Origin of the sequence: Nonomuraea sp. KM90, from assembly GCF_052246675.1 — a bacterium.
Classification (GTDB): domain Bacteria; phylum Actinomycetota; class Actinomycetes; order Streptosporangiales; family Streptosporangiaceae; genus Nonomuraea.
Genome location: NZ_JBQQCB010000001.1, coordinates 174,677 through 195,343, shown reverse-complemented (window position 1 = coordinate 195,343; position 20,667 = coordinate 174,677). Strand labels below are relative to the sequence as shown.

The window sequence follows — 20,667 nt, the reverse complement described above, 5'->3', positions numbered from 1 at the left end:
TCACTGCCAGAGGTAGACCGTGGTGCCGGGCGGCCGCTCGCTGTTCGGGAGCGGCCGCTGGTACTGCACCACGCCCCGGTTGCCCAGCCGCTGCACCCGGACCTTGAACCCCAGCGCCTCCAGCTCCGCCTTGGCGTCGTTGATGTTCTTCCCGATCACCCCGGGCACCAGGCTGAACTGCTGGTCGTCGCGGCCCTCGTTGTCGCCGCGGAACCACTGCCAGAAGTCCGTCTGGCAGCGCGCCACCGTGATCATGACCGGCGCGCCCTTGTCCACCTCGGACTTGGCCTTGGGGGACTGGGCGATGACCGTGCACGGCTCGGCGTCGTCATCGACCTCGTTGACCTGCACCTGGAAGCCCTGCTGCCCGAGGTAGCCGGCGGCCTCGTCCTTCGGCATGCCGCCGACGTCGGGCATGACGAGCCCGGCGCTGACGTAGATGTCGATCGAGGCGTTCTTCTTGACCTTCTCGCCCACCTGCGGCGAGGTGCGGATCACCTTGTCGCGCTCGACCTCCTGGTTGGCCAGGCGCTTGACGGAGCCGACCGTCAGGCCCGCCTTGGCGATCGCGGCGCGGGCCTCGTTGCCGGTCATGGCCGACACGTCGGGCACCACGATGCGCTCGGGGCCCAGCGAGGGCACCAGCGTGATCGTGGAGCCCTTCTCCAGCTGGGATTCGGCCGCCGGGTCGGACCGCAGGATCAGGCCCTCGGCCAGCTTCTCGTCATATTGGCCGTCGGCCTCGCGCATCTTCAGGCCGAGCGCGGCGAGGTTCTTCTGGGCCACCGCCAGGTTCTTGCCGACCAGGTTGGGCACGGTGACGTATTCGGGCTGCGCGAAATACCAGCCCGTCAGCCCGACCGCCACCACCATCACGGCGGCGAGCACCACCAGGAACCAGTTGGGCCGGAACCCGCGCCGCTGCGGAACCTCGGCCCGCGGCTGGACCAGCGTGTGGGCGGGGGCGGCCAGCGGCACCGACCGGGCGGCCGACGCGCTCCCGGCCCTCGGTGGCTGCGAGTGCGCGTAGACCGGCCCCGTGCCCGGCGGTGTGGTCGTGCGCGGCAGCATCCGGTGCGCCTCGACCGCCGCCACGAGCATCGCGGTCGCGTCGGCGGGCCGGTCGTGCGGCTCGCGGGCGGTCGCGTGCGCCACCAGCGTGTCGATCAGCGGCGGCACGTCGGGCACCACCGACGACGGCGCCGGCACGGTGTCGTGGACGTGCCGGTAGGCCACCGACATCGGCGTCTCACCGTCGTACGGCTGCTGCCCGGTCACCAGCTCGAACAGCATGATGCCCGCGGCGTAGACGTCGCTGCGCACGTCGGCGGCGCCGGTGGTGACCTGCTCCGGCGCCATGTAGCCGATCGTGCCGATCATCACGCCGGTACGGGTCTGGTTGGTCGCCTCGATCGCCCTGGCCAGGCCGAAGTCGACGACCTTGACCCGGCCGTCGTCGGTCATCAGGACGTTTTCGGGCTTGACGTCGCGGTGCACCAACCCGGCCTGGTGGGCCGCGCCGAGGGCGGCGAGCACCGGGATCATGATCTCGAGCGCCTCACGGGCCGGCAGCCTGCCCCGCTCGCGCAGGATGTCGCGCAGGGTGCGGCCCGGGACGTATTCCATCGACAGGTAGACGACGTCGTTGTCGGTGCCCTGGTCGAAGACGTGCACCACGTTGGGATGGGAGAGGCTGGCCACCGACTTGGCCTCGCCGATGAACCGCCTGACGAAGGCCGGGTCCTCGGCGAGCGAGCGGTGCATGACCTTCAGCGCCACCGTCCGGTCGAGCCGGATGTCCAGCGCGAGGTAGACGGTCGCCATACCGCCCCGGGCGATCCGGCTCTCGATGCGGTAGCGCCCATCGAGGAGCCGCCCGACCAGGGGGTCCGCAGTCGTCGTATCCACCCCGCTGAGTTTACGGGCGTTTTGCCACTGGCAGGGCCCGGGCGCCCGAAACCGATGCGGAGACGTTCCCGTTGGAACGTCCCAGCTTCCGGCGAAGCGGACACGACCCCTCCCAGGTCACGACGGCCACCGGGGTCACGGGCGCCTCCGGGGTCACGGCGTCATCGGGGAGGACGCCTCGGCGTAGCGGCGGCGCGGGATGCGGCCCGCCTGCCGCGCCAGCCGCCCGGCGACCACGGCGCCCTTCATGGCCGCCGCCATGAGGTCGGGCCGCTGCGCCCTGGTGACGGCCGTGGCCAGCAGCACGGCGTCGCAGCCCAGCTCCATCGCCAGCGCGGCGTCGCTCGCCGTGCCGATGCCCGCGTCGAGGATCACCGGCACGCCGGCGGCCTCCACGATGAGCTCGATGTTGTGCGGGTTGCGGATGCCCAGCCCCGAGCCGATCGGCGCCCCCAGGGGCATCACGGCGGCGCAGCCGGCCTGCTCCAGCCGCCGGGCCAGCGCCGGGTCGTCCCCGATGTACGGCAGCACCACGAACCCGTCCGCCACCAGCCGCTCGGCCGCGTCGAACGTCTCGATCGGGTCCGGCAGCAGCGTCCGCTCGTCGGCGATGACCTCCAGCTTGACCCAGTTCGTGCCCAGGGCCTCCCTGGCCATCCGGGCCGTCAGCACGGCCTCGCCCGCGGTGAAGCAGCCGGCCGTGTTGGGCAGCACCTTGATGTCGCGCCTGTGCAGCACGTCCAGCACGGAGCCCCGTGAGCCCGGGTCGAGCCGCCGCATCGCCACCGTGGTCAGCTCGGTCCCCGACGCCGCCAGCGCCTGGTCGAGCACCTCCAGCGAGGGCGCGCCGCCGGTCCCCATGATGAGCCGGGAGGAGAACTTCTCCCCGGCGATGATCAGATCATCCACCTTGCACCGCCGTCAGAACCTCCACGCGGTCACGGTCGCGCAGCGCCGTCGAGTCCCAGGCGCCGCGCGTGACCACCTCGTCGTTCACGGCCACGGCCACTCCGGTGGTGACCGCGGTCAATATGCGTACGGCCTGCGCCACGGTGATGCCGTCGACCACCTCGTGCGCGGCCCCGTTGATGGTAACAATCATGAAATTTCCCGAAATCTCTCCGGCGTGCACAGGGCCGCCAGCTCGCTCTCCTCGCCCAGCAGGATGGCCGTCGTGAGCGGGGCCAGCAGCACGCCGCCCCGGTGGTGCCCGGTCGCGAACGCCAGCCCCGGTGTCCCGCTCGGCCCGATGACCGGCAGGTTGTCCGGTGTCCCCGGCCGCAGCCCCGCCACCACGTCGGCGACCTCCAGCTCGGTGACGCCCGGCACCAGCTCCCTGGCGTCCCGCAGCAGCTCGTAGAGCCCGCCGGCGGTCACCCGGGTGTCGAATCCCAGCTCCTCCTGCGTGGCCCCGACCACCAGCTCGCCGTCGCCCCGGGGGACCAGGTAGACGTACGAGCCGTGCACGGTTCCGCGTACGCACCGGCCGAGCAGCGGCTGCGGCGAGCGCAACCGCATGATCTGCCCCTTGACCGGCCGCACCGGCACCTCGGCCAGCTCGGCGCTCCAGGCCCCGGCCGCCACGACGACCCGCTCGGCCCGCAGCTCGGCGGGGTCGCCGTCCAGGCGCACGCCCGTGACCGCCCCACCTTCGCGCCCGCCCTCGCGCAGCAGCCCAGTCGCGCGGGCCCTGACCAGCGGCACGCCCCTCCGTTCCAGGGCGGCCAGCAGCGCCGCCGTCACGCGGCGCGGGTCGACCCAGGCGTCACCGGCCGCCAGCAGCCCGCCGCGCACGGAGGGTGCCAGCATCGGCTCCAGCCGGCGGCACTCCCGCCCGGTCAGCCGCTCGACCGGCAGGCCCAGCTTGTCCATGAACGCCGCCAGCTCGTCCAGCGCCGCCAGGTCGTCGGCCCCGAACGCCACGTCGAGCGTCCCGTCCGACCGGAGATCCAGCCCTCGCCCCGCGCCGGGCCGGTTCAGCCCCCGACCCGCGCCGGGCCGCTTCGGCCCCTGCTCCGCGCCCGGTCCGGCGGCTTCGTCCAGGCCGGCGTCCGCGGAGAGCTCGGCGGCGAAGGCGGGCCAGCGGCGCAGCGAGGCCATCCCCAGCCGCAGCAGCGGCGCCTCGGTGTAGGTCACCTCGCTGACCGGGGCCAGCATCCCCGCCGCCGCGTGCGAGGCACCCGTGCCCGGAGCCGGGTCGACCACGGTGACCTGCCGCCCCTCACGGGCCATCCGCCAGGCGACGGAAAGCCCGACGACCCCGCCACCCACGATCACGTCCACATGCGCTCCCTTCGCCGGCATGATCCGGATCAGGTGTCTTGCGGTCGAAGGCCCGGTGCAGCCTTCCTCTCAGCCCGGTTACGGCCGGACTCCCGCGCGTCTTACGTCCACAGCCTACGGCCTCGGTGCGACGTCCACGCACCGCCCCCGTTATGGTCATCAACGTGAAGCATGTCGTGGTGGTGGGAGCGGGCCTGGCCGGAGTGCGTACGGTCGAGGCACTGCGCGGGCGCGGGTTCGACGGCCGGATCACCCTGGTGGGCCAGGAGCGCCACCGCCCCTACGACCGCCCGCCCCTGTCCAAGGCCGTCCTGGCCGGCGACGCCGACTCCAGCTACGTCGAGACCGACCTCGAGTCCATGGGCGTCGACTTCTGGCCCGGCGTCAGCGCCAAGTCGCTGCGCGAGGGCGTCGTGGAGACCACCGAGGGCGAGATCGGCTACGACAGCCTGGTCATCGCCACCGGCGCCGAGCCGATCAGGCTGCCCGGCGACGGCCCCCAGCACGTGCTGCGCACCATCGACGACGCCCACGAGCTCAGGGCCATGCTCGTCCCCGGCGCCCGCCTTGCCATCGTCGGCGCCGGCTGGATCGGCGCGGAGGTGGCCACGGCGGCCCGCCGCGCCGGCTGCGAGGTGACGGTGATCGAGTCCGCCGAGACCCCGCTCGCGACCGCCGTCGGCACCGAGATCGGGGCCCGCACCGAGCGCTGGTACGACGGCATCGACCTGCGGCTCGGCACCATGGTCGACTCCGTGGACGAGGGCGGCGTGCGGCTGGTGGGCGGCGAGTTCGTCGAGGCCCACGCGGTCGTCACCGGCATCGGCGTGCGCCCGGCGGTCGAATGGCTGGCCGGCGCCGACATCGACCTCCACAACGGCGTCGTCACCGACGAGCACCTGCGCGCCTCGCTCCCGAACACGGTTGCCGTGGGCGACTGCGCCGCCTGGTGGTCGCGCCGCTGGCAGGTCAGGCTCAGGGTGGAACACTGGGACACCGCGCTCAACGCCCCCGAGGTCGCCGCCGCGACACTGCTGGGGGAGGAAGCCGTGTACGATCCGGTGCCATACTTCTGGTCCGAGCAGTTCGGGCACATGGTGCAATACTCCGGCCACCACCCCGCGGGGGAACGGCTGGTCTATCGAGGAGAGCCCGAGGGCAAGTGGTCGGCCGTCTGGCTCACCGCCGGCGACACCCTCGCCGCGGTGCTCGCCGTGGACCGGCCGCGCGATCTCGTACAGGGGCGGCGGATCATCGAGGCGGGCCACCGCCTCGACGCGGAACGCCTGGTAGATCCACAAGTCCCCCTACGGGATTGTGTTGTTTGAGCAAGGACGGCATGTGGTAGTTGTGGTTTCGTGACGCTTTCTGTTGCACAGATCGACCGGGAGACCGAGCAGCTCGTCGACGAGTGGCTCACGCTCCCCGAAGTGGCCTCGCGCCTTGACCTTTCGATCGGGCGGGCCAAGCAGCTCCTCAAGGACCACAAGCTCCTCGGCGTGCGCCGCGGGAGCGGCGGGCCACAGGTGCCCGCGGTGTTCCTCGATGGGAAGGACGTGATGAAGGGCCTGCCCGGCACGCTGACCGTGTTGCAGGACGCCGGCTACGACGATGTCGAGTCGCTGCGCTGGCTCTTCACCCCAGACGAGTCGCTGCCCGGATCGCCCATAGAGGCGATCAAGGCCGGCCGTCATACCGAGGTCAAGCGGCGTGCCCAAGCCCTCGCTTTCTGAGGCCCGCCTCTATCTCTGCACAGACGGCCGCCGCGACCGCGGCGACCTGGCAGAGTTCCTCGATTCGGTGCTGGCCGGGGGCGTGGACATCATCCAGCTGCGGGAGAAGGGCCTGGAGGCTCGCGAAGAACTCGCGCTCCTCGAGATCTTCCGCGACGCCTGCGACCGGCACGGCAAGCTGCTGGCCGTCAACGACCGGGCGGACATCGCCTACGCCGCCCGGCCCGACGTGCTCCACCTGGGGCAGGACGACCTTCCCGTGACGGTCGCGCGAGAGATACTCGGCGACGACATCGTCATCGGACGGTCCACCCACTCCGCCGCCGAGGCTTCCGCCGCGGCCGTGGAGGAGGGCGTCGACTACTTCTGCTGCGGCCCCGTCTGGCCCACGCCCACCAAGCCGGGCCGCCCGGCCCCCGGCCCGCCGCTGCTCAGGCATGTGGCGTCGCTGGGGACGTCGCGGCCGTGGTTCGGGATCGGCGGCATCGACCTCGCCAACCTCGACGAGGTGATGTCGTACGGCGTGCGCCGGGCGGTGGTGGTCCGGGCGATCACCGACGCCGACGACCCCGGGGCCGCGGCGGCGGAGTTCGCCAAGCGGCTGTCGGCCCGCTGACCCCGAGGCGCCCGCCCTGACAGCGGGCGCCTCCAACGGACCCGGCTCCGCGGTCCCGGCGGCTCCGGCTCCGCGGGCCCGGCTCCGCGGTCCTGGCGGCCCCGGCTCCGCGGTCCTGGCCTGCCCGATCGCCGCTTGCCCGTGCCGCTTTCACGCGCCGCCGCCGCGCCCGGCTTCCGCGCCCGCCGCCGCGCCTAGCTTCCGTGCCCGTTGCTTCCGTGCCCGTTCTTCGGGCGCCGCCTTCCGGGCGTCACGTCCGGGAGATGTGGTGGCGGGCTCGGGGCCCCCTGCCGGTATTCGTGCCGCTTTCCCGCGCCCGTCCTTCGCGCTGCGGTGCCGCGCCTCCTTCGAGCGTGGCCTGTCCGGTCGTCGCCTGTGCCCGGGGTCTGTGCGCCGTCTCCGTGCGCTGCGTACGTGCGGTGTGTTCGGGGTGCGAGGCCGTCGGCCCGTAACGGCGCGTTGGGTCCAGGCCCGGTGGCCAGCGGAGCGGGGTGGTCAGGTTTTGCGGGAGGTGGCGGCGATGGCGAGGTCGGTCAGGGCGGCACGGGAGTCCGGGGTGACCGGGGCCGCGTCGAGCGCCGCCAGCGCCTCCCCCAGGTAGTCGCCGATCAGGTCCTCGCATTCCTGCAGCGCACCCGTGTCGTCGATGATCCGCCGCAGCGACGCCACCCCGCGCTCGTCCAGCGCCGGATCCCCCAGCAGCCGCCGCACCGTGGCGGCCTGCGCCGGGGAGGCGGCCGCGAGCGTGCGGGCCACCAGCATCGTGCGCTTGCCCTCCCGCAGGTCGTCCCCCGCGGGCTTGCCCGTCTGGGCCGGGTCGCCGAACACCCCCAGGATGTCGTCGCGGAGCTGGAACGCGATCCCGACCCGCCTGCCGTAGCCGGTGCACAGGTCGTCCATCCACGGCGCGAGCTCCCGGGCGGCGAGCACCAGGCCGAGCCTGAGCGGCTGCTCCACCGAGTATTTGCCGCTCTTGTACAGCGCCACCCGCAGCGCCGAGTCGAACGTGTTCTCCCCGTGCGCCTGCTCCAGCAGGTCGAGGTATTGCCCGCACATCAGCTCGGTGCGCATGTGGTCGTGGACCGGCTGGGCGGCCTCCAGCGACTCGCGCGGCAGGCCGCTGGCCCGCCACATCTCCCCCGACCAGATCAGCAGCAGGTTGCCCAGCAGGATCGCGGCGCCCTCGCCGAACTGCTGCGCCGAGCCGTACCAGCCGGACTTCTCGTGCATCGCCTGGAAGCGGCGGTGCGCGGACGGCATGCCCCTGCGCAGGTCGCTCTTGTCCATCACGTCGTCGTGCACCAGCGCGCTGGCCTGGAGCAGCTCAAGAGAGGCGGCGGCGCGGAAGACGCCGGGCTCGTCCGTGCCGCCCGCGCCGCGCCAGCCCCAGTAACAGAACGCCGGACGCAGCCGCTTGCCGCCGGACAGCAGCTCGTCGGCCGCCGTGCGCAGCGGGGCGAACTCGGGGTCGCCGCCGGGGGGCAGCTGCCGTTCGACGAACTCTCCGAGGGCACGCTCCACCTGCGTGCGCAAGGTGTCCATGCCGGCGGCGTCAGTGGTCATGTCATGAGACTAGTGGCCGGATGTACGCGATCGGATTGCCAGGTGTCCCGTCTGGCCCGGTGGCTCGGAAGATGTAGCGGTAGCCTTGGGGCCATGGCGCTTGGTCGACCCTCCATCCGGCCCGATCGTGTTCCCACCGTCCGCGACATGCTCGCCGCTGGTGGCCGGTCGTTCTCGTTCGAGTTCTTCCCCCCGAAGACCGACGAGGGCGAGCGGCAGCTCTGGCGGGCGATCAGGGAGCTGGAGTCGCTGCGGCCGACGTTCGTCTCGGTGACGTACGGCGCGGGCGGCTCCACGCGTGACCGCACGGTCGACATCGTGGAGCGGATCGCCCACGACACCACGCTCACGCCTGTGGCGCATTTCACCGCGGTCAACCACTCCGTCCGCGAGCTGCGCCACCTCGTGGGGCGCTTCGCCGACGCCGGCGTGCGCAACATCCTGGCCGTCCGCGGCGACCCTCCGGGCGACCCGACGGCCGAGTGGGTGCAGCACCCGGAGGGCGTGCTCTACGCCGAGGAGCTGGTGCGCCTGATCAGGCAGTCGGGCGACTTCTGCGTGGGCGTGGCCGCCTTCCCCTACAAGCACCCCCGCTCGCCGTCCATCGAGTCCGACACCGAATACTTCGTCCGCAAGTGCGAGGCGGGCGCCGACTACGCGATCACCCAGATGTTCTTCCAGGCGGAGGACTACCTGCGGCTGCGTGACCGGGTGGCGGCCAGGGACTGCGAGACGCCGATCATCCCGTGCATCATGCCGGTCACCCAGATGAGCACGATCGCGCGCTCCGAGCAGCTGTCGGGGGCGCCGTTCCCGCCGGACGTGGCGGCCAGGTTCGAGGCGGTCAAGGACGATCCGGCGGCGGTGCGGCGGCTGGGCATCGAGCACGGGGCCGAGCTGTGCCAGCGGCTGCTCGACGAGGGCGCGCCGGGCATCCACTTCATCACGTTCAACCGGTCGAGCGCGTCCCGCGAGGTGTTCCAGCGGCTCGACCGCATCCCGCTGACCGCCTGAGCCGGCCAGTCCGGCCACCCGCCCGCAGGGGGACCGGGCGGGTGTCGGACGGCGGCCGGATCGGTAAAGGGTCGGTTACTTTCCGTGATTAAGGTCTGCCCGGCGTCATGCCACGGCAAACCCTCAGGTCACAGGTTCATCAGGCGTGACACTCAGGTCAGCGGCAGGGGGCGGCCCGCGATGGCGTATTCCTCGTGGCCGCCCGGGAAGACGAACCTCGTCAGCAGGTCCGTGAAGCCCATGCTGGCGTAGAGGTGGCGGGCGGCGGTGGGCCGGTCGTGGGTGGACAGGACGGCCGACCGCTCGCGGCGGCCGGCGCACAGCGTCCTGATCATCGCGCGGCCGATGCCCTTGCCCTGGTAGTCGGGGTGCACGTGGATCTCGGCCAGCTCGAACGCGAACCCGAGCCAGGCGTTGGCGGCCTCCTGGCCGAGCTGATCCTCCAGGCCCCTGAGGACGACGTCGTGCCACCATTGCCCGGGCGCGCCCCGGAAACCGTACGCGAAACCGACGACTCTGGGTTCGGGGGCGGGCAACTCGGGGGATGAATCACGCAATTCCGCGAAATAACACTGAAAATGGGGATATGTCCCATGATTTCGCATGATGGTCTTGCGGCCGGTGATCTGGTCCACGGGTGGGTCCATCGCCGCCGTGTAAATCTCGATCACCGTCTCCAGCCGCTCGGTGAACTCGGCCGGACCGGCCCCGCGAAACTCGATCACCCGTCGCACACTACTCGACGTCCACCGGGGTGCCCCCGGTGATCCGCACGAGCTCGTCGAACGTCGTCGGGAACACCGTCAGCGGATGCCCGCCCGCCGCCCACACCACCTCGTGCTTGCTCAGCCAGGTGTCCACCAGGGTGCGCACGGGCGCGGGGTGCCCGACCGGGGCCACGCCGCCGATGGGCTGGCCGGTGGCCTCCCTGACGAACTCCGGCGTCGCCCGGCGTACCCGCCGGACGCCCGCCGTACGTGCGACGAGCTCCACGTCCACGCGGTGCGCGCCGCTGGTCAGTACGAGCAGCGGGGCCCCGTCCGCGTCGAAGATCAGGCTGTTGGCGATGGCGCCGACCTCGCACCCGAGCTGGGCCGCCGCGGTGGCCGCCGTCGGAGCCTTCTCCGGCAGGACCACGATCTCGCCGCTCGCCCCGAGTTCGCGCAGCGCGGATTCAACGACGACGGCATTCGCCGGCAACTTCTCAGACATGAAGACACTCTAAACAGGTTGACGGCTTGATTACCTATTCATGGTGAGTGGTGTAGGGTCCTCTGATCTGTTCTTTAAGTCGGTGAGAGGTGGTACGCGTGGTGGCTCGACGGCTGCCCGGGGTGGCTGCTCTCCTGACGGCCTGCGCGGTCGTCGTCTCGGGTTGCGGCACGCAGGCGGAGCGGCGTACCGACGCCTCGCCCGGCGCCACGGCCGCCACCTCCTCGGCGGCCGGCCGGAGCGGCCCGTCCGCCACACCCTCCACCACCGAGCCAGCGGTCACCGCCCCTCGCAAGACCCTCAAACTGGGCGCCAAGGGCAAGTCCGTCACCTGGCTGCAGAAGCGGCTGATCGAGCTCGGCTACCGGCCCGGCAAGGTCGACGGCCGGTACGGCGGCACGACGCTGGCGGCCGTGTGGGCGTTCCAGAAGGTCAACGGCATCAGGCCGAGCAGCACCGTCGCGAAGCGGACCTGGGAGGCCCTGGAGACGCCGAAGGCGCCCAAGGTCCTGGTCAGGAACGGCAAGCCGACCCGCGCCGAGGTCAACCTGACCAAGCAGGTCATGGTGATGTACGTGGACGGCGAGGTCGAGCTGATCACCCACATCTCCTCCGGCAGCGGCGTCCCCTACTGCGAGACCACCACCTGGCAGGGCAAGGAGCAGCAGTTCTGCGGCTCGGCCAGCACCCCGACCGGCAACTACCGGACGACGTGGCGCACGAGCGGCTGGCACAAGTCGTACCTGGGCGAGCTCTACAACCCGATCTTCTTCAACGGCGGCATCGCGTTCCACGGGGCGCTGTCCGTGCCGCTCCACCCGGCCTCCCACGGGTGCGTGCGCATGCCGATGAACGTGGCCGAGGTGCTGCCCGGGATGCTCGGCAAGGGCGTGCCGGTGCACGTGCGGGGCAAGTTCAAGCGCCCCTGAGCCCGGCGTAACGTCCGCATAACCGGATTCGGTGACGGGCGGATTATCGCCGTTCTGGTGGGCTTCCTCCTGACTTTGGGGGGAGCTCATGACAACCGCGTTCATGGTGGGGACGCCCGCTCCGGCCGTGCGCCGGAGCGGTGGCCGGTCCTGGGTGTGGTGGCCGCTGGCCGCCGGATGGGTCGCGCAGGTGGCGCTGCGGCTGTGGTTGCACCGCTATCACGCCGGGCCCGTGGCCAACCCGGACGAGACCGGCTACCTCCTCGCCGCCCGGTGGCTGGCCGGCGGTGCCGGGGCCGACCTGTCCGGCTCGACGTTCTACCAGGCCGGCTACGCGCTGCCGCTCGTCCCGGTCTTCTGGCTGACCTCCGACCCGGAGACGGCGTACCGGCTGGTGACCGGGATCGGGGCGGTGGTGGCGGCGGGCGCGTACCCGGTGGCGTACCTGCTGCTGCGGCGGCTCCGCCTGGGCCGGCGGGCGGCGCTGGTCCTGGCCTTCGCGGCCGGGTTGTCGCCCGGGCTGCTGGTCTTCTCCGGGTACGCGCTGGCCGACGCGATCCTGCCGGTGCTCGTGCTGGCCTGGCTGGTGGCGGTGCACGACCTGGTCGCGTACGGCTCGGCCGGGGCGGGGATCGCGGCGGGCGGGCTGGCGGCGTACGCGATGGCGGTGCACCTGCGGGGGACGGTGATCCTGGCGGTGTGCCTGGTGGTCGTGGCCGTGGTGCTGCGGCGGCTGCCGCGCGGGGCGGCGATCGCGGTGTCGGCCTCGGCGGTCGCCGGCGCGGTGGCGGGCCAGGCGCTCAACGGGGCGCTGGAGGCCGCGCTGTACCCCGGCGGGCCCCGTGACCTGTCGGGACTGCTGCTGGCCCGGCTCACGAGCCTGGAAGGGCAGGCGTGGGCGCTGTCGGGAGCGGCCGGGCAGCTCTGGTACCTCGTCGCCGGCACGTGGGGCCTGGCGGGCGTCGGGCTGGCGGGGGCGGCGGCCCTGCTGGCCCGGCGGGCCGCGCCCCTCCCGCACCGCGTCCTGGCGGGCGCGCTGCTGCTGGTGACCCTCGGCATCGCGTACGCCTCCTCGGCCGCCCTGCCGGACGAGCACCGCGTCGGCAACCACGCCTACGGCCGCTACCTGGCCTGCGTCGCCGTGGCCTGGACGCTGGCCGGCATGCTCGTGCTGCTGCGCGGCGGGCGGCTCGCGGTGGCGCGGAGCGCGCCCGCCGCGGCGGGGCTGCTGGCCGTGTCCGGCGGCGTGGCCGCCTGGTACGCGGGGGACCGGCTGCGGCGCCACGCGTTCATCGCGTTCGACTTCCCCGAGGTGATCTTCCTCACGGGGACGCGCGACTCGCTCGACCTGGTCGCCGCCTCCCTGGCCGCGCTCGTCCTGCTGGCCTGCCTGGCGGGCGCGGCCCTGCTCACCGCCCGCCGGGCCCTGCTCACCGCCCGCCGGGCCCGGCCGCTGGTCACGGGGGTGCTGGCACTGATCCACGTCGCGTTCATCGCGCATCTGGCGCCCGCGGCCCCGCCCGCGCCGGGCCCGGACTGGCTGCCCGCGCCGCCGCCCGGCCGGGTGGCGGTGGCGGCCGGGGTGAACTGGAACGTGTGGGTGCCGCTGTCGTACCGGGTGTGGTGGACCGAGATCGAACGCTTCGACGGGGTGCCTCCCCGGGGCGTGTGCACGGCCGTCGTCCCGCCGGACGCCGGGCCGCCGCCGCTGGGCTGGGCCGCCACCGGCGCGGGCGGCGTCAGGCAGGGCTGGACGACCTGGTCGAACCCGCTCTGCCGGTGACCGCCGCCGCTTCAGGAGGGGGCCGGCTCGCCGACGGTGGCGCGCCTGCCCTTCGCGGAGGCCATCGGCAGCCCGACGGCCTGGATCAGCCCGGCGGCGAGCAGGAGGAGGAAGATGTACGGCTGCCACGGGGGCAGGCCGGCGGCGAAGTCGGGGGAGTCGTACAACTGGGCTAGGAGCTTGACGGGGTTGTTCATCGCGACGAAGACCCCCAGGGCGTACGGGACGATGAGGACGCCCGAGACGACCAGGAGGAGCGCGCGGCCCCGGCCCGCCCGCCGCAGCAGCGTCCCGATGGCCGTGTAGGCCACCGCCACCAGGCCCACGACCAGCGCGGTCCACCAGGTCACCCGCCAGGTGTCGATGCCGAGCGAGGTCATCCCGGAGGAGTCGATCGAGCCGCCCTCCCACTCGGGGCCCGCGATCTGCGCGCGCACCGCCGTACGGACGGCCAGGTGACCGGTGCCCGCGTACGCGGCGACCAGGACCGGCCCCAGGGCCAGCAGGACGACATCGACCGGCCGTCCGCGACCGCTCCCCGACATCCGCGCTCCTCTCCGCTCCGCGTTCCGGGGACAGCTTCTCAAAAATGCGCCATCCGGGGCGAGCCGGCCGCGCGTCCCGCCCTCGACCCACCCGAGGGGGCGCGGGAGCCCTACCCGAGGGAACGCAGGCCGGCGAGCGCCACGTCGGCCGCGCGGCGCGCGGTGCCGATGATCTCCTCCAGGGAGTGGTCCTGCTCCAGATTGGCGATGACCGCCACCTTGACCGCCCCGATCAGCGCCCCCACCGCCGCCGCCGACTCCACCAGCGTCAGCCGCTCGGGGAACGCCTCGTGCAGCGCCCTGGCCAGCTTGAGCTGGCTGTCGAACAGCAGGTGCAGCGCCCGCGCCTGCAGCGCCGGCTCGGTCAGCACGAGCCGCGCCCGCAGCGCCGCGTCCTCGAACGTGAGGTCCTGGGCCACGAGCACGTGGTCGAAGCTCACGTCGATGATCCTGAGCAGCAGGTCGGTCACCGACTCGTCGGGCTTCCGCGCCGCCAGGGCCGCCACGGCCAGGTCCAGCCGGGACTGGGAGTCGTAGAAGACCACGTCCTCCTTGCTGACGAAGTAGCTGAAGAACGTGCGCGTCGACACCTCGGCGCGCGCCGCGATCTCCGCGAGCGTGGTCTCCTCGAAGCCCTTCTCCTCGAACAGCCGGAGCGCCGCCTCGATCAGCGCCTGGCGCGTGCGCTGCTTCTTGCGCTCCCGTAGTCCCACCATGCCGGAACTATACTGCACGCGCTTAGGATTTTCACCCATTGAAGTTTTGCATCCATTGAGGTTTTCTGGGGGAGGAGCTCGGAAAGGAGCCGGAACATGTCCGAACTGACCCTGCCCACCGCCCGCCAGCGCCCGTTCGACCCGCCGGAGGAGGTGACGCGACTGCGACAACAGGGCGCGATGCACCGCATGACGTACGCGGACGGCCACCTGGGCTGGCTCGTGACCGGCTACGCGGCCGCCCGCGCGGTGCTGGCGAGCCCGCACTTCAGCAACCGGCCGGAGACGATGCACCCGCCGCTCCCGTCCAGGATGGAGCTGGTCGAGAAGGGGCGGTTCAAGGTTCCGCCCGGGTTCTTCCTGCGCATGGACGCGCCCGAGCACACGCGCTTCCGCAAACTGCTGACCGGGCAGTTCACGGTGCGCCGGATGAAGATGCTCGAACCCAGGATCGAGGAGATCGCCAACGCCTGCCTGGACGCCATGGAGGCCGCGGGCGGCCCTGTGGACCTCGTCGAGGCGTTCGCGCTGCCGATCCCCTCGCTGGTGATCTGCGAGCTGCTCGGGGTGCCGTACGAGGATCGTGCGCGCTTCCAGGAGGACTCCAGGATCCTGGTCAACCTCGAGACCAAGGCCGACGACGCGCTGGACGCGATGGGGCGGATCTGGGCGTACCTGGCGGGGCTGATCGAGCGCAAGCGCGAGGAGCCGGCCGACGACCTGCTCAGCGGGCTCGTCGAGAGCGGGGAACTGGACGACCAGGACCTCACCGGGGTCGCGATGCTGCTGCTGATCGCGGGGCACGAGACGACGGCCAACATGCTGGGGCTGGGGACGTACGCGCTGCTCACGAACCCCGACCAGCTCGCCGCCATGCGCGACGACCCCTCGGTGGTGGACAACGGCGTCGAGGAGCTGCTGCGCTACCTCACGATCATCCACCTCGGCCCGCTGCGTACGGCGGTCGAGGACGTCGAGATCGAGGGCACCACGATCAAGGCCGGCGAGACGGTCACCATCCACCTGCCCGCCGCCAACCGCGACGAGTCCCGCTTCGCCGACGGCGAGCGGCTCGACGTCGCCCGACCCGTCACCGGGCACCTCACCTTCGGCCACGGCATCCACCAGTGCCTCGGCCAGCAGCTCGCCCGCGCCGAAATGCGCATCGCCTACCCTGCGCTGCTGCGGCGCCTGCCTGGCCTACGCTTGGCGGTAACGCCCGAGGAGGTGCCGATGCGCTCGGACATGAGCATCTATGGAGTGCACCGCCTCCCTGTCACTTGGTAGGTCGCCATGGAAATCAAGGCAGATACAACGGTGTGCATCGGCGCGGGCATGTGCGCGCTGACAGTGCCGAAGGTGTTCGACCAGAGCGAGGACGAGGGCACGGTCGTGCTCCTGCAGGACGTGCCGCCGCAGGAGTTGGAGGACGCCGTCCGCCGCGCCGTGACCCTCTGCCCGTCCGGGGCCATCTCGGTCTCGTGACGCCCTCCTTTGCCTTGACACCCCCCTGACACGACACCCGGCCGCCGCCGCGCCGATCGCGCGGCGGCGGCCCTTTCATCCGCCGCCTCCGGCGAAGTGGGGCGGCGGCCGGTTCGTCGCGCGATCCCGCGAACCCGCGAGACGCTCGCCCCCTGCGGCCCACGACACGTCTCTCCGGCGAACCCACCCGGCCCTGTCACCGGCGGGCCCCTGTGACACCCACCTGGCTTCTGTGACACCTGGCGGGCTCCTGCGATACTCGGCGGGCTCCTATGAGGCCCCAGGCTTCCGATCCCGGTCCCTGCATCCCGCAATGCCCCGACCCCGACCCCTGCGATTCGCAAGGCGGTGCGACACACAGGACCTTGCACCCCTGCAAACGGGAGGAGTGGGCTCTCGCTCCTGCGAACAGGGCGTCCCTTGCCGCGTGTCGGTCCTTTCCGTCCATGGTCATCGAACCTATGTTCGTGGAACCAGTTGACACCGAGCGTGATCGAAATTATGTTCGACCTAGTGACGGTGAGGCTCGCGGCTCAACGTCACCAGGACCTGGTCGCGGGCCGTTCGCTTCCCCAAGCGATACCCCGCGGCCAGGCCCACGGGCGAAGGGTGCGTCCTCGTCGTCGGCGGAGACGAGTGGGCGTGTCCTGGCCGGACGGGGAGAGGGGAAGCTCCTCGTCCGGCCTGCCCGGCGGAAATGTCGGTGGCGTCTGCGATTGTTGGCTTCACCGGTGGAGACGCCGGCCGCCGCCCACGACTCCAAGGAGGCGCGCAAGATGGCACCACGGCCTAGAGACACGCCCGGGCCCCGGCTGTCGCCTGCGGTTCGGGCACACCTGACCGACTCACGTTCCTGCCTGGCGGAGGCGACCGGCGCTCGCACCCCGGCATCCCGATATGTGGCCGCTCACCTGGCAGCTCTCCGAGCGGCGGCGGCGATCCTGGCCGCCCATCCCCGTCCCACGGAGGGGCGCCGACGCCGGCTGCGCAGCGCCTGGGAGCTGCTGCCGGAGGCGGAGCCGCACCTGGAGGAGTGGGCCGCCTACTTCGCTCAGACCGCCGACAAGCGCGCCGCCGCGGAGGCCGGCATGGTGCGCCGGATCTCGGCGGCCGACGCCGACGAGATCCTGGCCGAGGCGGAGACGTTCGTCTCGACGGTCGAGGCCCTCCTGGGTGTCCCGTCCCAACCCCAACTCCCGGTGGACGTGCCGCTGGCCGGCTGACCACGGCTCCCCGCCCCGCGCCCACTTGGCTCGCAGGCCGCTGGATGGGAGGCCGCTTCGGTCGCGGGCCCACAGCGGCGCGCCTGAGTTCACGGGCCGGCCGTGCCGGGACCGGCCTGCTCGCGCGCTGCGAGGTCGAGCACCGCTTGGTCGCGGACGACAGCTGGGCAGCAGGCGCCTGGTCGCGCGCGTTCGATCGCGTGCCGTTTGCTCCGGAGCCTTGGGCCGCATGCCGCCTGTTCGCGCCGCCTCGGGTGTCGTCCGGTGCGTGGCCGCGTGCTCGCACGCCGCGTGGCCGGGCCCTGCTTGACCGGTCGGCCGCAGGTCACGTCCACGGTCGAGGGTTGCTCGGTCGGGTGCTGCCTGGCGGCAGGTCGCCTTGCTCACGCGTGTCCGGTTGAGCCCCGCCTGCTCACGTGCGGCCCGGCCGGGAAGGGGCCTCAATGCCAAGGGGCCCGCCGGTGTGCGGCGGGCCCTCGGTTCGAGCGGGCGACCTCAAACTGACGACCTCAGGCCCGCCGGAGGGGCGGACCGAGGCCGGTGGTGCGGCCTGGGGACAGGCCTCAGAAGGACTCCACGGCCCGGCGGGCCTCGGCGTCGAGGACGCCCCAGCTGATGAGCTCCTCGGTCAGCTCGCTCGGCGACTTGTCGTAGATCACGGCCAGGGAGCGCAGGTCCTCCTGGCGGATCGACAGCACCTTGCCGTTGTAGTCGCCGCGCTGGCTCTGGATCGTCGCGGCGTAACGGGCGAGGGCGCCCGCCTTCTCCTTCGGCAGTGTGGCCAGGCGCTCCAGGTCGATCACAAGCTTGGGTGTCGGCCCGAGCGGGCTGGGGGCGGCGCCGCCCGGCAGCAGCTCGGATACGGGCACCCCGTAGAAGTCGGCAAGCTCGGCAAGCTTCTGCACGGTCACCGCTCGGTCGCCGCGCTCATAAGAGCCCACGACTACGGCTTTCCACCTGCCACGCGACTTCTCTTCGACTCCATGCAGGGACAGCCCCTGCTGGGTGCGGATGGCGCGGAGTCGTGCACCCAGCGACTTTGCGTACTCAGACGGCATCGTGTGGCCCCCCGGCTCTCGTATGTATCGCTCTCAGTAGATTGTGCTCCCTTGCGGCGTATGCCCGGGCCACCGGGGGGTCTGGTGCCAGGCTCGGCACCATCGGTAGCCATGGCCCTGGGTTTACCCCAGAACGCCGCGCGGTGTGGTTACGCACAGTGACGGTAAAGGGGTGGACGCCTAAGGTCAAGCTGATTGGAAAAAAGATGCCGAATCCGGTCCGGTAGGGATCGCCACAAACGCCCCCCATGTCCCAGTGGTAACCCTACTTCGTCATAGTTTGACGAGGGACCGCGGCGAGTCAGGGCTGGCGGGTGAGAATCATGACAGGGCTGGTCGAGGCCCTTACGATCTTGATCGAGGTGTCCCCGAGGAAGACCCGCCGGAGTGGCCCGGTGTCGCTGGAAGCGCATATGATCATCTCGCCGGGCAGCCACGAGGTCGTTCCGAGCGCCTGGGCCACGTTGCGGCCCTCCAGCACCTCGACCTCCACGGGCGCGCGCCGGCGCTGACCCCGTGCCGCGGCACGCAGGTCGGCCGCGGCCTGGTCGCGCAGGCGTACGAGCATCTCCTCCTCGATCCGCGCGCGCCGGCCCGTGCTGATCACCAGCGTGACGAGCCGCAGCGGTACGTCGAGCGCCGCGGCCGTCCGGGCCGCGTCCTTGACCGCGGCGTCGCAGCCGGGCCCGCGGCGGTAGGCGACGGTGAGGCGGTCGAGCGTCGCGGGCGGTTCGTCGGCGTAGCCGCGCGGCGCGAGCAGGACGGGGACGGAGGAGGAGTGCAGGAGCTGGTCGGCCGTGCTGCCCACCGAAATGCGGCCCTTGCCGCCGCCCGGGGCCGAGCCGATCACCACGACGTCGGCGGCCCGCTTGCGCGCCAGCTCCACCAGCCCGCGCCCGCTGCCCCGGTGCGTGTGCGTCAGGTATTCGGCGTCGTCGCCGGCCAGCTCGCGGGCCTGCGCGAGCGTCGCCTCGGACTGCTCGCGCAGGTAGGCGCGCCACGCGCTCTCCTCGGCCCGGGCGGGCCCGGGCGTGGACGCGGCGGGCGGCTGGACGGTCGCCACCGTCAGGCGGGCGTGCGCCTGGTCCCTGAGCAGCAGGGCCAGCGCCAGCCCGTCCCTGCCCCGGCTCCCCTGGACGTATCCGGCCAGTACGTTGTCGAGCTTCATTCACCCCACCTCGGCATTCAGCCGCGAATGGCCATAGCCGTACAGGAAGTAGCAGATCAGGCCCACGAGCATCCACAGCCCGAACGCCAGCCAGGTCACCCCGGCCAGCCCCGCCATGACCACCACGCACATGATCGCGCCGAGCACCGGCGTGGCCGGGAACAGCGGCGTGCGGAAGCTGCGCGGCAGCTCGGGGCTGCGGTAGCGCAGGACGAGCACGCCGACGTTGACGATGGCGAAGGCGAACAGCGTGCCGATGCTGGTCGCCTCGGCGAGCTGCCCGAGCGGCACCAGCCCGGCCAGCACGGAGATGAACGCGGCCACGATGAGGGTGTTGGCCACGGGCACCTGGCGGCGGGGGTTGACCTTCTGGAAGACGCGGGGGATGAGCCCGTCGCGGGACATCGCGAACAGGATGCGGGTCTGCCCGTAGATGACGGTGAGCACGACGCTGGCGATCGCGATGACCGCGCCGAACGAGACGATCAGGCCGGGCCAGGTGGCGCCCACGGCCAGGTCGGCGATGTACGACAGGCTGGCCTCGGTGCGGCCCGGGTCGAACTCGGTCCACGGCATGGCCCCGACCGCGGCCAGGGCCACCAGCACGTAGACGGCCGTCACGATGGCCAGGGACAGCATGATCGCCAGCGGCAGGTCGCGCTTGGGGTTCTTGGCCTCCTCACCGGCCGTGGAGGCGGCGTCGAAGCCGATGTAGGAGAAGAAGACCTGCGAGGCCGCGGCCGTGATGCCGGCCACCCCCATGGGGGCGAAGGGCGCGAGGTTGCCCGACTGGAAGGCGGTGAACGTCACCACGCAGAAGAACAGCAGCACCGCAATCTTGATGAGCACGAAGAACGCGTTCGCGGTGGCGCTCTCGGAGGCGCCGTACAGCAGCAGCCACGTGGCCAGCGCCACGATGACGATCGCGGTGACGTTGACGACGCCGCCGTCCTGGCCGGGGGAGCGGGTGATCGCCTCGGGCAGCGTGAAGCCGAACAGGGAGCGCAGGAACGAGTTGAGGTATTCGCCCCAGCCCACGGCCACCGCCGCCACCGACACGGCGTACTCCAGCATGAGGCACCAGCCGCAGATCCAGGCCACGAGCTCGCCCAGCGTCGCGTACGCGTAGGAGTAGGACGACCCGGACACCGGGATCGTCCCGGCCAGCTCGGCGTACGACAGCGCCGAGAACAGCGCCGTGATCGCCGCCAGCACGAACGCCAGCACCACGGCCGGCCCCGCCTTGGGCACCGCCTGCCCGAGGATGACGAAGATCCCCGTGCCCAGCGTGGCGCCGACGCTGAACAGCGTGAGCTGCCACAGCGACATCGTGCGCCGCAGCTCGCCGCCCTCGCCGTGCCCGCCCTCCGCCACGATGCGCTCGGTCGGCTTGGTACGCAGGAGCCGAGTGGCCATGGTCATCCGGCACCC

Annotated in this window: 21 protein-coding genes and 1 riboswitch; of the genes, 9 read left to right on the top strand and 12 right to left on the bottom strand. The window is 72.1% G+C overall.

The annotated features are described in order from the left end of the window. From pknB to ACTWPW_RS01205, 4 genes are all read right to left on the bottom strand, one after another. Window positions 1-1,908, bottom strand: a complete 1,908-nt coding sequence (gene pknB, locus ACTWPW_RS01220; protein ID WP_443167707.1) for a Stk1 family PASTA domain-containing Ser/Thr kinase — start codon at window positions 1,906-1,908, stop codon at window positions 1-3. A gap of 153 nt (window positions 1,909-2,061) precedes the next feature. Further along, the gene (locus tag ACTWPW_RS01215) at window positions 2,062-2,817 is read right to left on the bottom strand and encodes a thiazole synthase (RefSeq protein ID WP_375109203.1); all 756 of its coding nucleotides are present in this window, start codon (window positions 2,815-2,817) and stop codon (window positions 2,062-2,064) included. After that, on the bottom strand, window positions 2,810-3,010 hold the full coding sequence (gene thiS, locus ACTWPW_RS01210) for a sulfur carrier protein ThiS (protein WP_443167706.1): 201 nt from the start codon (window positions 3,008-3,010) through the stop codon (window positions 2,810-2,812). Before thiS ends, ACTWPW_RS01215 begins: the two co-directional genes overlap by 8 nt. Then, on the bottom strand, window positions 3,007-4,191 hold the full coding sequence (locus ACTWPW_RS01205) for an FAD-dependent oxidoreductase (RefSeq protein WP_443167705.1): 1,185 nt from the start codon (window positions 4,189-4,191) through the stop codon (window positions 3,007-3,009). The genes thiS and ACTWPW_RS01205 overlap by 4 nt, the downstream gene beginning before the upstream one ends. Further along, window positions 4,181-4,297, bottom strand: a riboswitch (TPP riboswitch). (Overlaps the previous gene by 11 nt.) Before the next feature lie 58 nt (window positions 4,298-4,355). On the opposite strand from ACTWPW_RS01205, the gene ACTWPW_RS01200 reads away from it, so the two are divergent. The 3 genes from ACTWPW_RS01200 to thiE are packed head-to-tail and all read left to right on the top strand — an operon-like array spanning window position 4,356 to window position 6,540. Next, a complete protein-coding gene (locus ACTWPW_RS01200; protein WP_375109206.1) occupies window positions 4,356-5,519 on the top strand; it encodes an NAD(P)/FAD-dependent oxidoreductase in 1,164 nt (387 codons plus the stop codon). A 30-nt stretch (window positions 5,520-5,549) separates the two neighbouring features. Continuing rightward, window positions 5,550-5,924: an Rv2175c family DNA-binding protein gene (locus ACTWPW_RS01195; RefSeq protein ID WP_364136707.1), complete on the top strand. Its 375-nt coding sequence runs from the start codon at window positions 5,550-5,552 to the stop codon at window positions 5,922-5,924. Further along, complete coding sequence (gene thiE / locus ACTWPW_RS01190) at window positions 5,902-6,540, top strand: thiamine phosphate synthase (RefSeq protein WP_375109207.1); 639 nt, start codon at window positions 5,902-5,904, stop codon at window positions 6,538-6,540. Before ACTWPW_RS01195 ends, thiE begins: the two co-directional genes overlap by 23 nt. Window positions 6,541-7,035: 495 nt before the next feature. Here thiE and ACTWPW_RS01185 read toward each other — a convergent pair whose 3' ends face one another. Continuing rightward, a complete protein-coding gene (locus tag ACTWPW_RS01185; RefSeq protein ID WP_375109208.1) occupies window positions 7,036-8,103 on the bottom strand; it encodes a polyprenyl synthetase family protein in 1,068 nt (355 codons plus the stop codon). Between the two features lie 93 nt (window positions 8,104-8,196). Between ACTWPW_RS01185 and metF the strand changes: the two genes are divergently transcribed. Continuing rightward, window positions 8,197-9,117 carry a methylenetetrahydrofolate reductase [NAD(P)H] gene (gene metF / locus ACTWPW_RS01180; RefSeq protein ID WP_375109210.1) on the top strand — a complete coding sequence of 307 codons (921 nt, stop codon included), beginning with the start codon at window positions 8,197-8,199 and terminating at the stop codon, window positions 9,115-9,117. A 152-nt stretch (window positions 9,118-9,269) separates the two neighbouring features. Here the strand turns inward: metF and ACTWPW_RS01175 are convergent, their stop codons facing one another. After that, the gene (locus tag ACTWPW_RS01175; RefSeq protein ID WP_375109211.1) at window positions 9,270-9,842 is read right to left on the bottom strand and encodes a GNAT family N-acetyltransferase; all 573 of its coding nucleotides are present in this window, start codon (window positions 9,840-9,842) and stop codon (window positions 9,270-9,272) included. Window positions 9,843-9,852: 10 nt separating this feature from the next. Then, a complete protein-coding gene (locus ACTWPW_RS01170) occupies window positions 9,853-10,329 on the bottom strand; it encodes a YbaK/EbsC family protein (RefSeq protein ID WP_443167704.1) in 477 nt (158 codons plus the stop codon). 98 nt (window positions 10,330-10,427) lie between these two features. Here ACTWPW_RS01170 and ACTWPW_RS01165 point away from each other — a divergent pair, with 98 nt between their 5' ends. After that, window positions 10,428-11,258 (top strand): L,D-transpeptidase family protein, encoded by an 831-nt coding sequence (locus ACTWPW_RS01165; protein WP_443167703.1) that lies wholly within the window; start codon window positions 10,428-10,430, stop codon window positions 11,256-11,258. An 88-nt stretch (window positions 11,259-11,346) separates the two neighbouring features. Then, window positions 11,347-13,041 (top strand): hypothetical protein, encoded by a 1,695-nt coding sequence (locus ACTWPW_RS01160; protein ID WP_443167702.1) that lies wholly within the window; start codon window positions 11,347-11,349, stop codon window positions 13,039-13,041. A gap of 11 nt (window positions 13,042-13,052) precedes the next feature. Here ACTWPW_RS01160 and ACTWPW_RS01155 read toward each other — a convergent pair whose 3' ends face one another. Both ACTWPW_RS01155 and ACTWPW_RS01150 read right to left on the bottom strand, forming a co-directional pair. Further along, window positions 13,053-13,586 carry a hypothetical protein gene (locus ACTWPW_RS01155; protein WP_375109215.1) on the bottom strand — a complete coding sequence of 178 codons (534 nt, stop codon included), beginning with the start codon at window positions 13,584-13,586 and terminating at the stop codon, window positions 13,053-13,055. Between the two features lie 110 nt (window positions 13,587-13,696). Next, complete coding sequence (locus ACTWPW_RS01150) at window positions 13,697-14,302, bottom strand: TetR/AcrR family transcriptional regulator (RefSeq protein ID WP_375109216.1); 606 nt, start codon at window positions 14,300-14,302, stop codon at window positions 13,697-13,699. A 96-nt stretch (window positions 14,303-14,398) separates the two neighbouring features. On the opposite strand from ACTWPW_RS01150, the gene ACTWPW_RS01145 reads away from it, so the two are divergent. The 3 genes from ACTWPW_RS01145 (at window position 14,399) to ACTWPW_RS01135 (ending at window position 17,010) form a co-directional block, all read left to right on the top strand. Continuing rightward, window positions 14,399-15,589, top strand: coding sequence for a cytochrome P450 (locus ACTWPW_RS01145; protein WP_375109217.1), 1,191 nt, complete (start codon window positions 14,399-14,401; stop codon window positions 15,587-15,589). Between the two features lie 6 nt (window positions 15,590-15,595). Then, complete coding sequence (locus ACTWPW_RS01140; RefSeq protein ID WP_364136727.1) at window positions 15,596-15,787, top strand: ferredoxin; 192 nt, start codon at window positions 15,596-15,598, stop codon at window positions 15,785-15,787. A gap of 272 nt (window positions 15,788-16,059) precedes the next feature. Then, window positions 16,060-17,010, top strand: a complete 951-nt coding sequence (locus ACTWPW_RS01135) for an SAV_6107 family HEPN domain-containing protein (RefSeq protein WP_443167701.1) — start codon at window positions 16,060-16,062, stop codon at window positions 17,008-17,010. 563 nt (window positions 17,011-17,573) lie between these two features. Here the strand turns inward: ACTWPW_RS01135 and bldD are convergent. The 3 genes from bldD to ACTWPW_RS01120 form a co-directional block, all read right to left on the bottom strand. Next, window positions 17,574-18,068, bottom strand: a complete 495-nt coding sequence (gene bldD, locus ACTWPW_RS01130; RefSeq protein WP_026214021.1) for a transcriptional regulator BldD — start codon at window positions 18,066-18,068, stop codon at window positions 17,574-17,576. A gap of 301 nt (window positions 18,069-18,369) precedes the next feature. Further along, a complete protein-coding gene (locus ACTWPW_RS01125) occupies window positions 18,370-19,236 on the bottom strand; it encodes a universal stress protein (RefSeq protein ID WP_375109218.1) in 867 nt (288 codons plus the stop codon). Beyond that, the gene (locus ACTWPW_RS01120; RefSeq protein ID WP_443167700.1) at window positions 19,237-20,658 is read right to left on the bottom strand and encodes an amino acid permease; all 1,422 of its coding nucleotides are present in this window, start codon (window positions 20,656-20,658) and stop codon (window positions 19,237-19,239) included. Between the last annotated feature and the right edge of the window lie 9 nt (window positions 20,659-20,667).

What these genes read in the sequence shown, in the direction of transcription:
- thiS (WP_443167706.1), bottom strand. Translation starts at nt 3,010, where the DNA reads ATGATTGTTACCATCAACGGGGCCGCGCACGAGGTGGTCGACGGCATC.
- ACTWPW_RS01185 (WP_375109208.1), bottom strand. Translation starts at nt 8,103, where the DNA reads ATGACCACTGACGCCGCCGGCATGGACACCTTGCGCACGCAGGTGGAG.
- metF (WP_375109210.1), top strand. Translation starts at nt 8,197, where the DNA reads ATGGCGCTTGGTCGACCCTCCATCCGGCCCGATCGTGTTCCCACCGTC.
- ACTWPW_RS01170 (WP_443167704.1), bottom strand. Translation starts at nt 10,329, where the DNA reads ATGTCTGAGAAGTTGCCGGCGAATGCCGTCGTCGTTGAATCCGCGCTG.
- ACTWPW_RS01160 (WP_443167702.1), top strand. Translation starts at nt 11,347, where the DNA reads ATGACAACCGCGTTCATGGTGGGGACGCCCGCTCCGGCCGTGCGCCGG.
- ACTWPW_RS01155 (WP_375109215.1), bottom strand. Translation starts at nt 13,586, where the DNA reads ATGTCGGGGAGCGGTCGCGGACGGCCGGTCGATGTCGTCCTGCTGGCC.
- ACTWPW_RS01150 (WP_375109216.1), bottom strand. Translation starts at nt 14,302, where the DNA reads ATGGTGGGACTACGGGAGCGCAAGAAGCAGCGCACGCGCCAGGCGCTG.
- ACTWPW_RS01145 (WP_375109217.1), top strand. Translation starts at nt 14,399, where the DNA reads ATGTCCGAACTGACCCTGCCCACCGCCCGCCAGCGCCCGTTCGACCCG.
- ACTWPW_RS01140 (WP_364136727.1), top strand. Translation starts at nt 15,596, where the DNA reads ATGGAAATCAAGGCAGATACAACGGTGTGCATCGGCGCGGGCATGTGC.
- ACTWPW_RS01135 (WP_443167701.1), top strand. Translation starts at nt 16,060, where the DNA reads ATGAGGCCCCAGGCTTCCGATCCCGGTCCCTGCATCCCGCAATGCCCC.
- bldD (WP_026214021.1), bottom strand. Translation starts at nt 18,068, where the DNA reads ATGCCGTCTGAGTACGCAAAGTCGCTGGGTGCACGACTCCGCGCCATC.
- ACTWPW_RS01125 (WP_375109218.1), bottom strand. Translation starts at nt 19,236, where the DNA reads ATGAAGCTCGACAACGTACTGGCCGGATACGTCCAGGGGAGCCGGGGC.
- ACTWPW_RS01120 (WP_443167700.1), bottom strand. Translation starts at nt 20,658, where the DNA reads ATGACCATGGCCACTCGGCTCCTGCGTACCAAGCCGACCGAGCGCATC.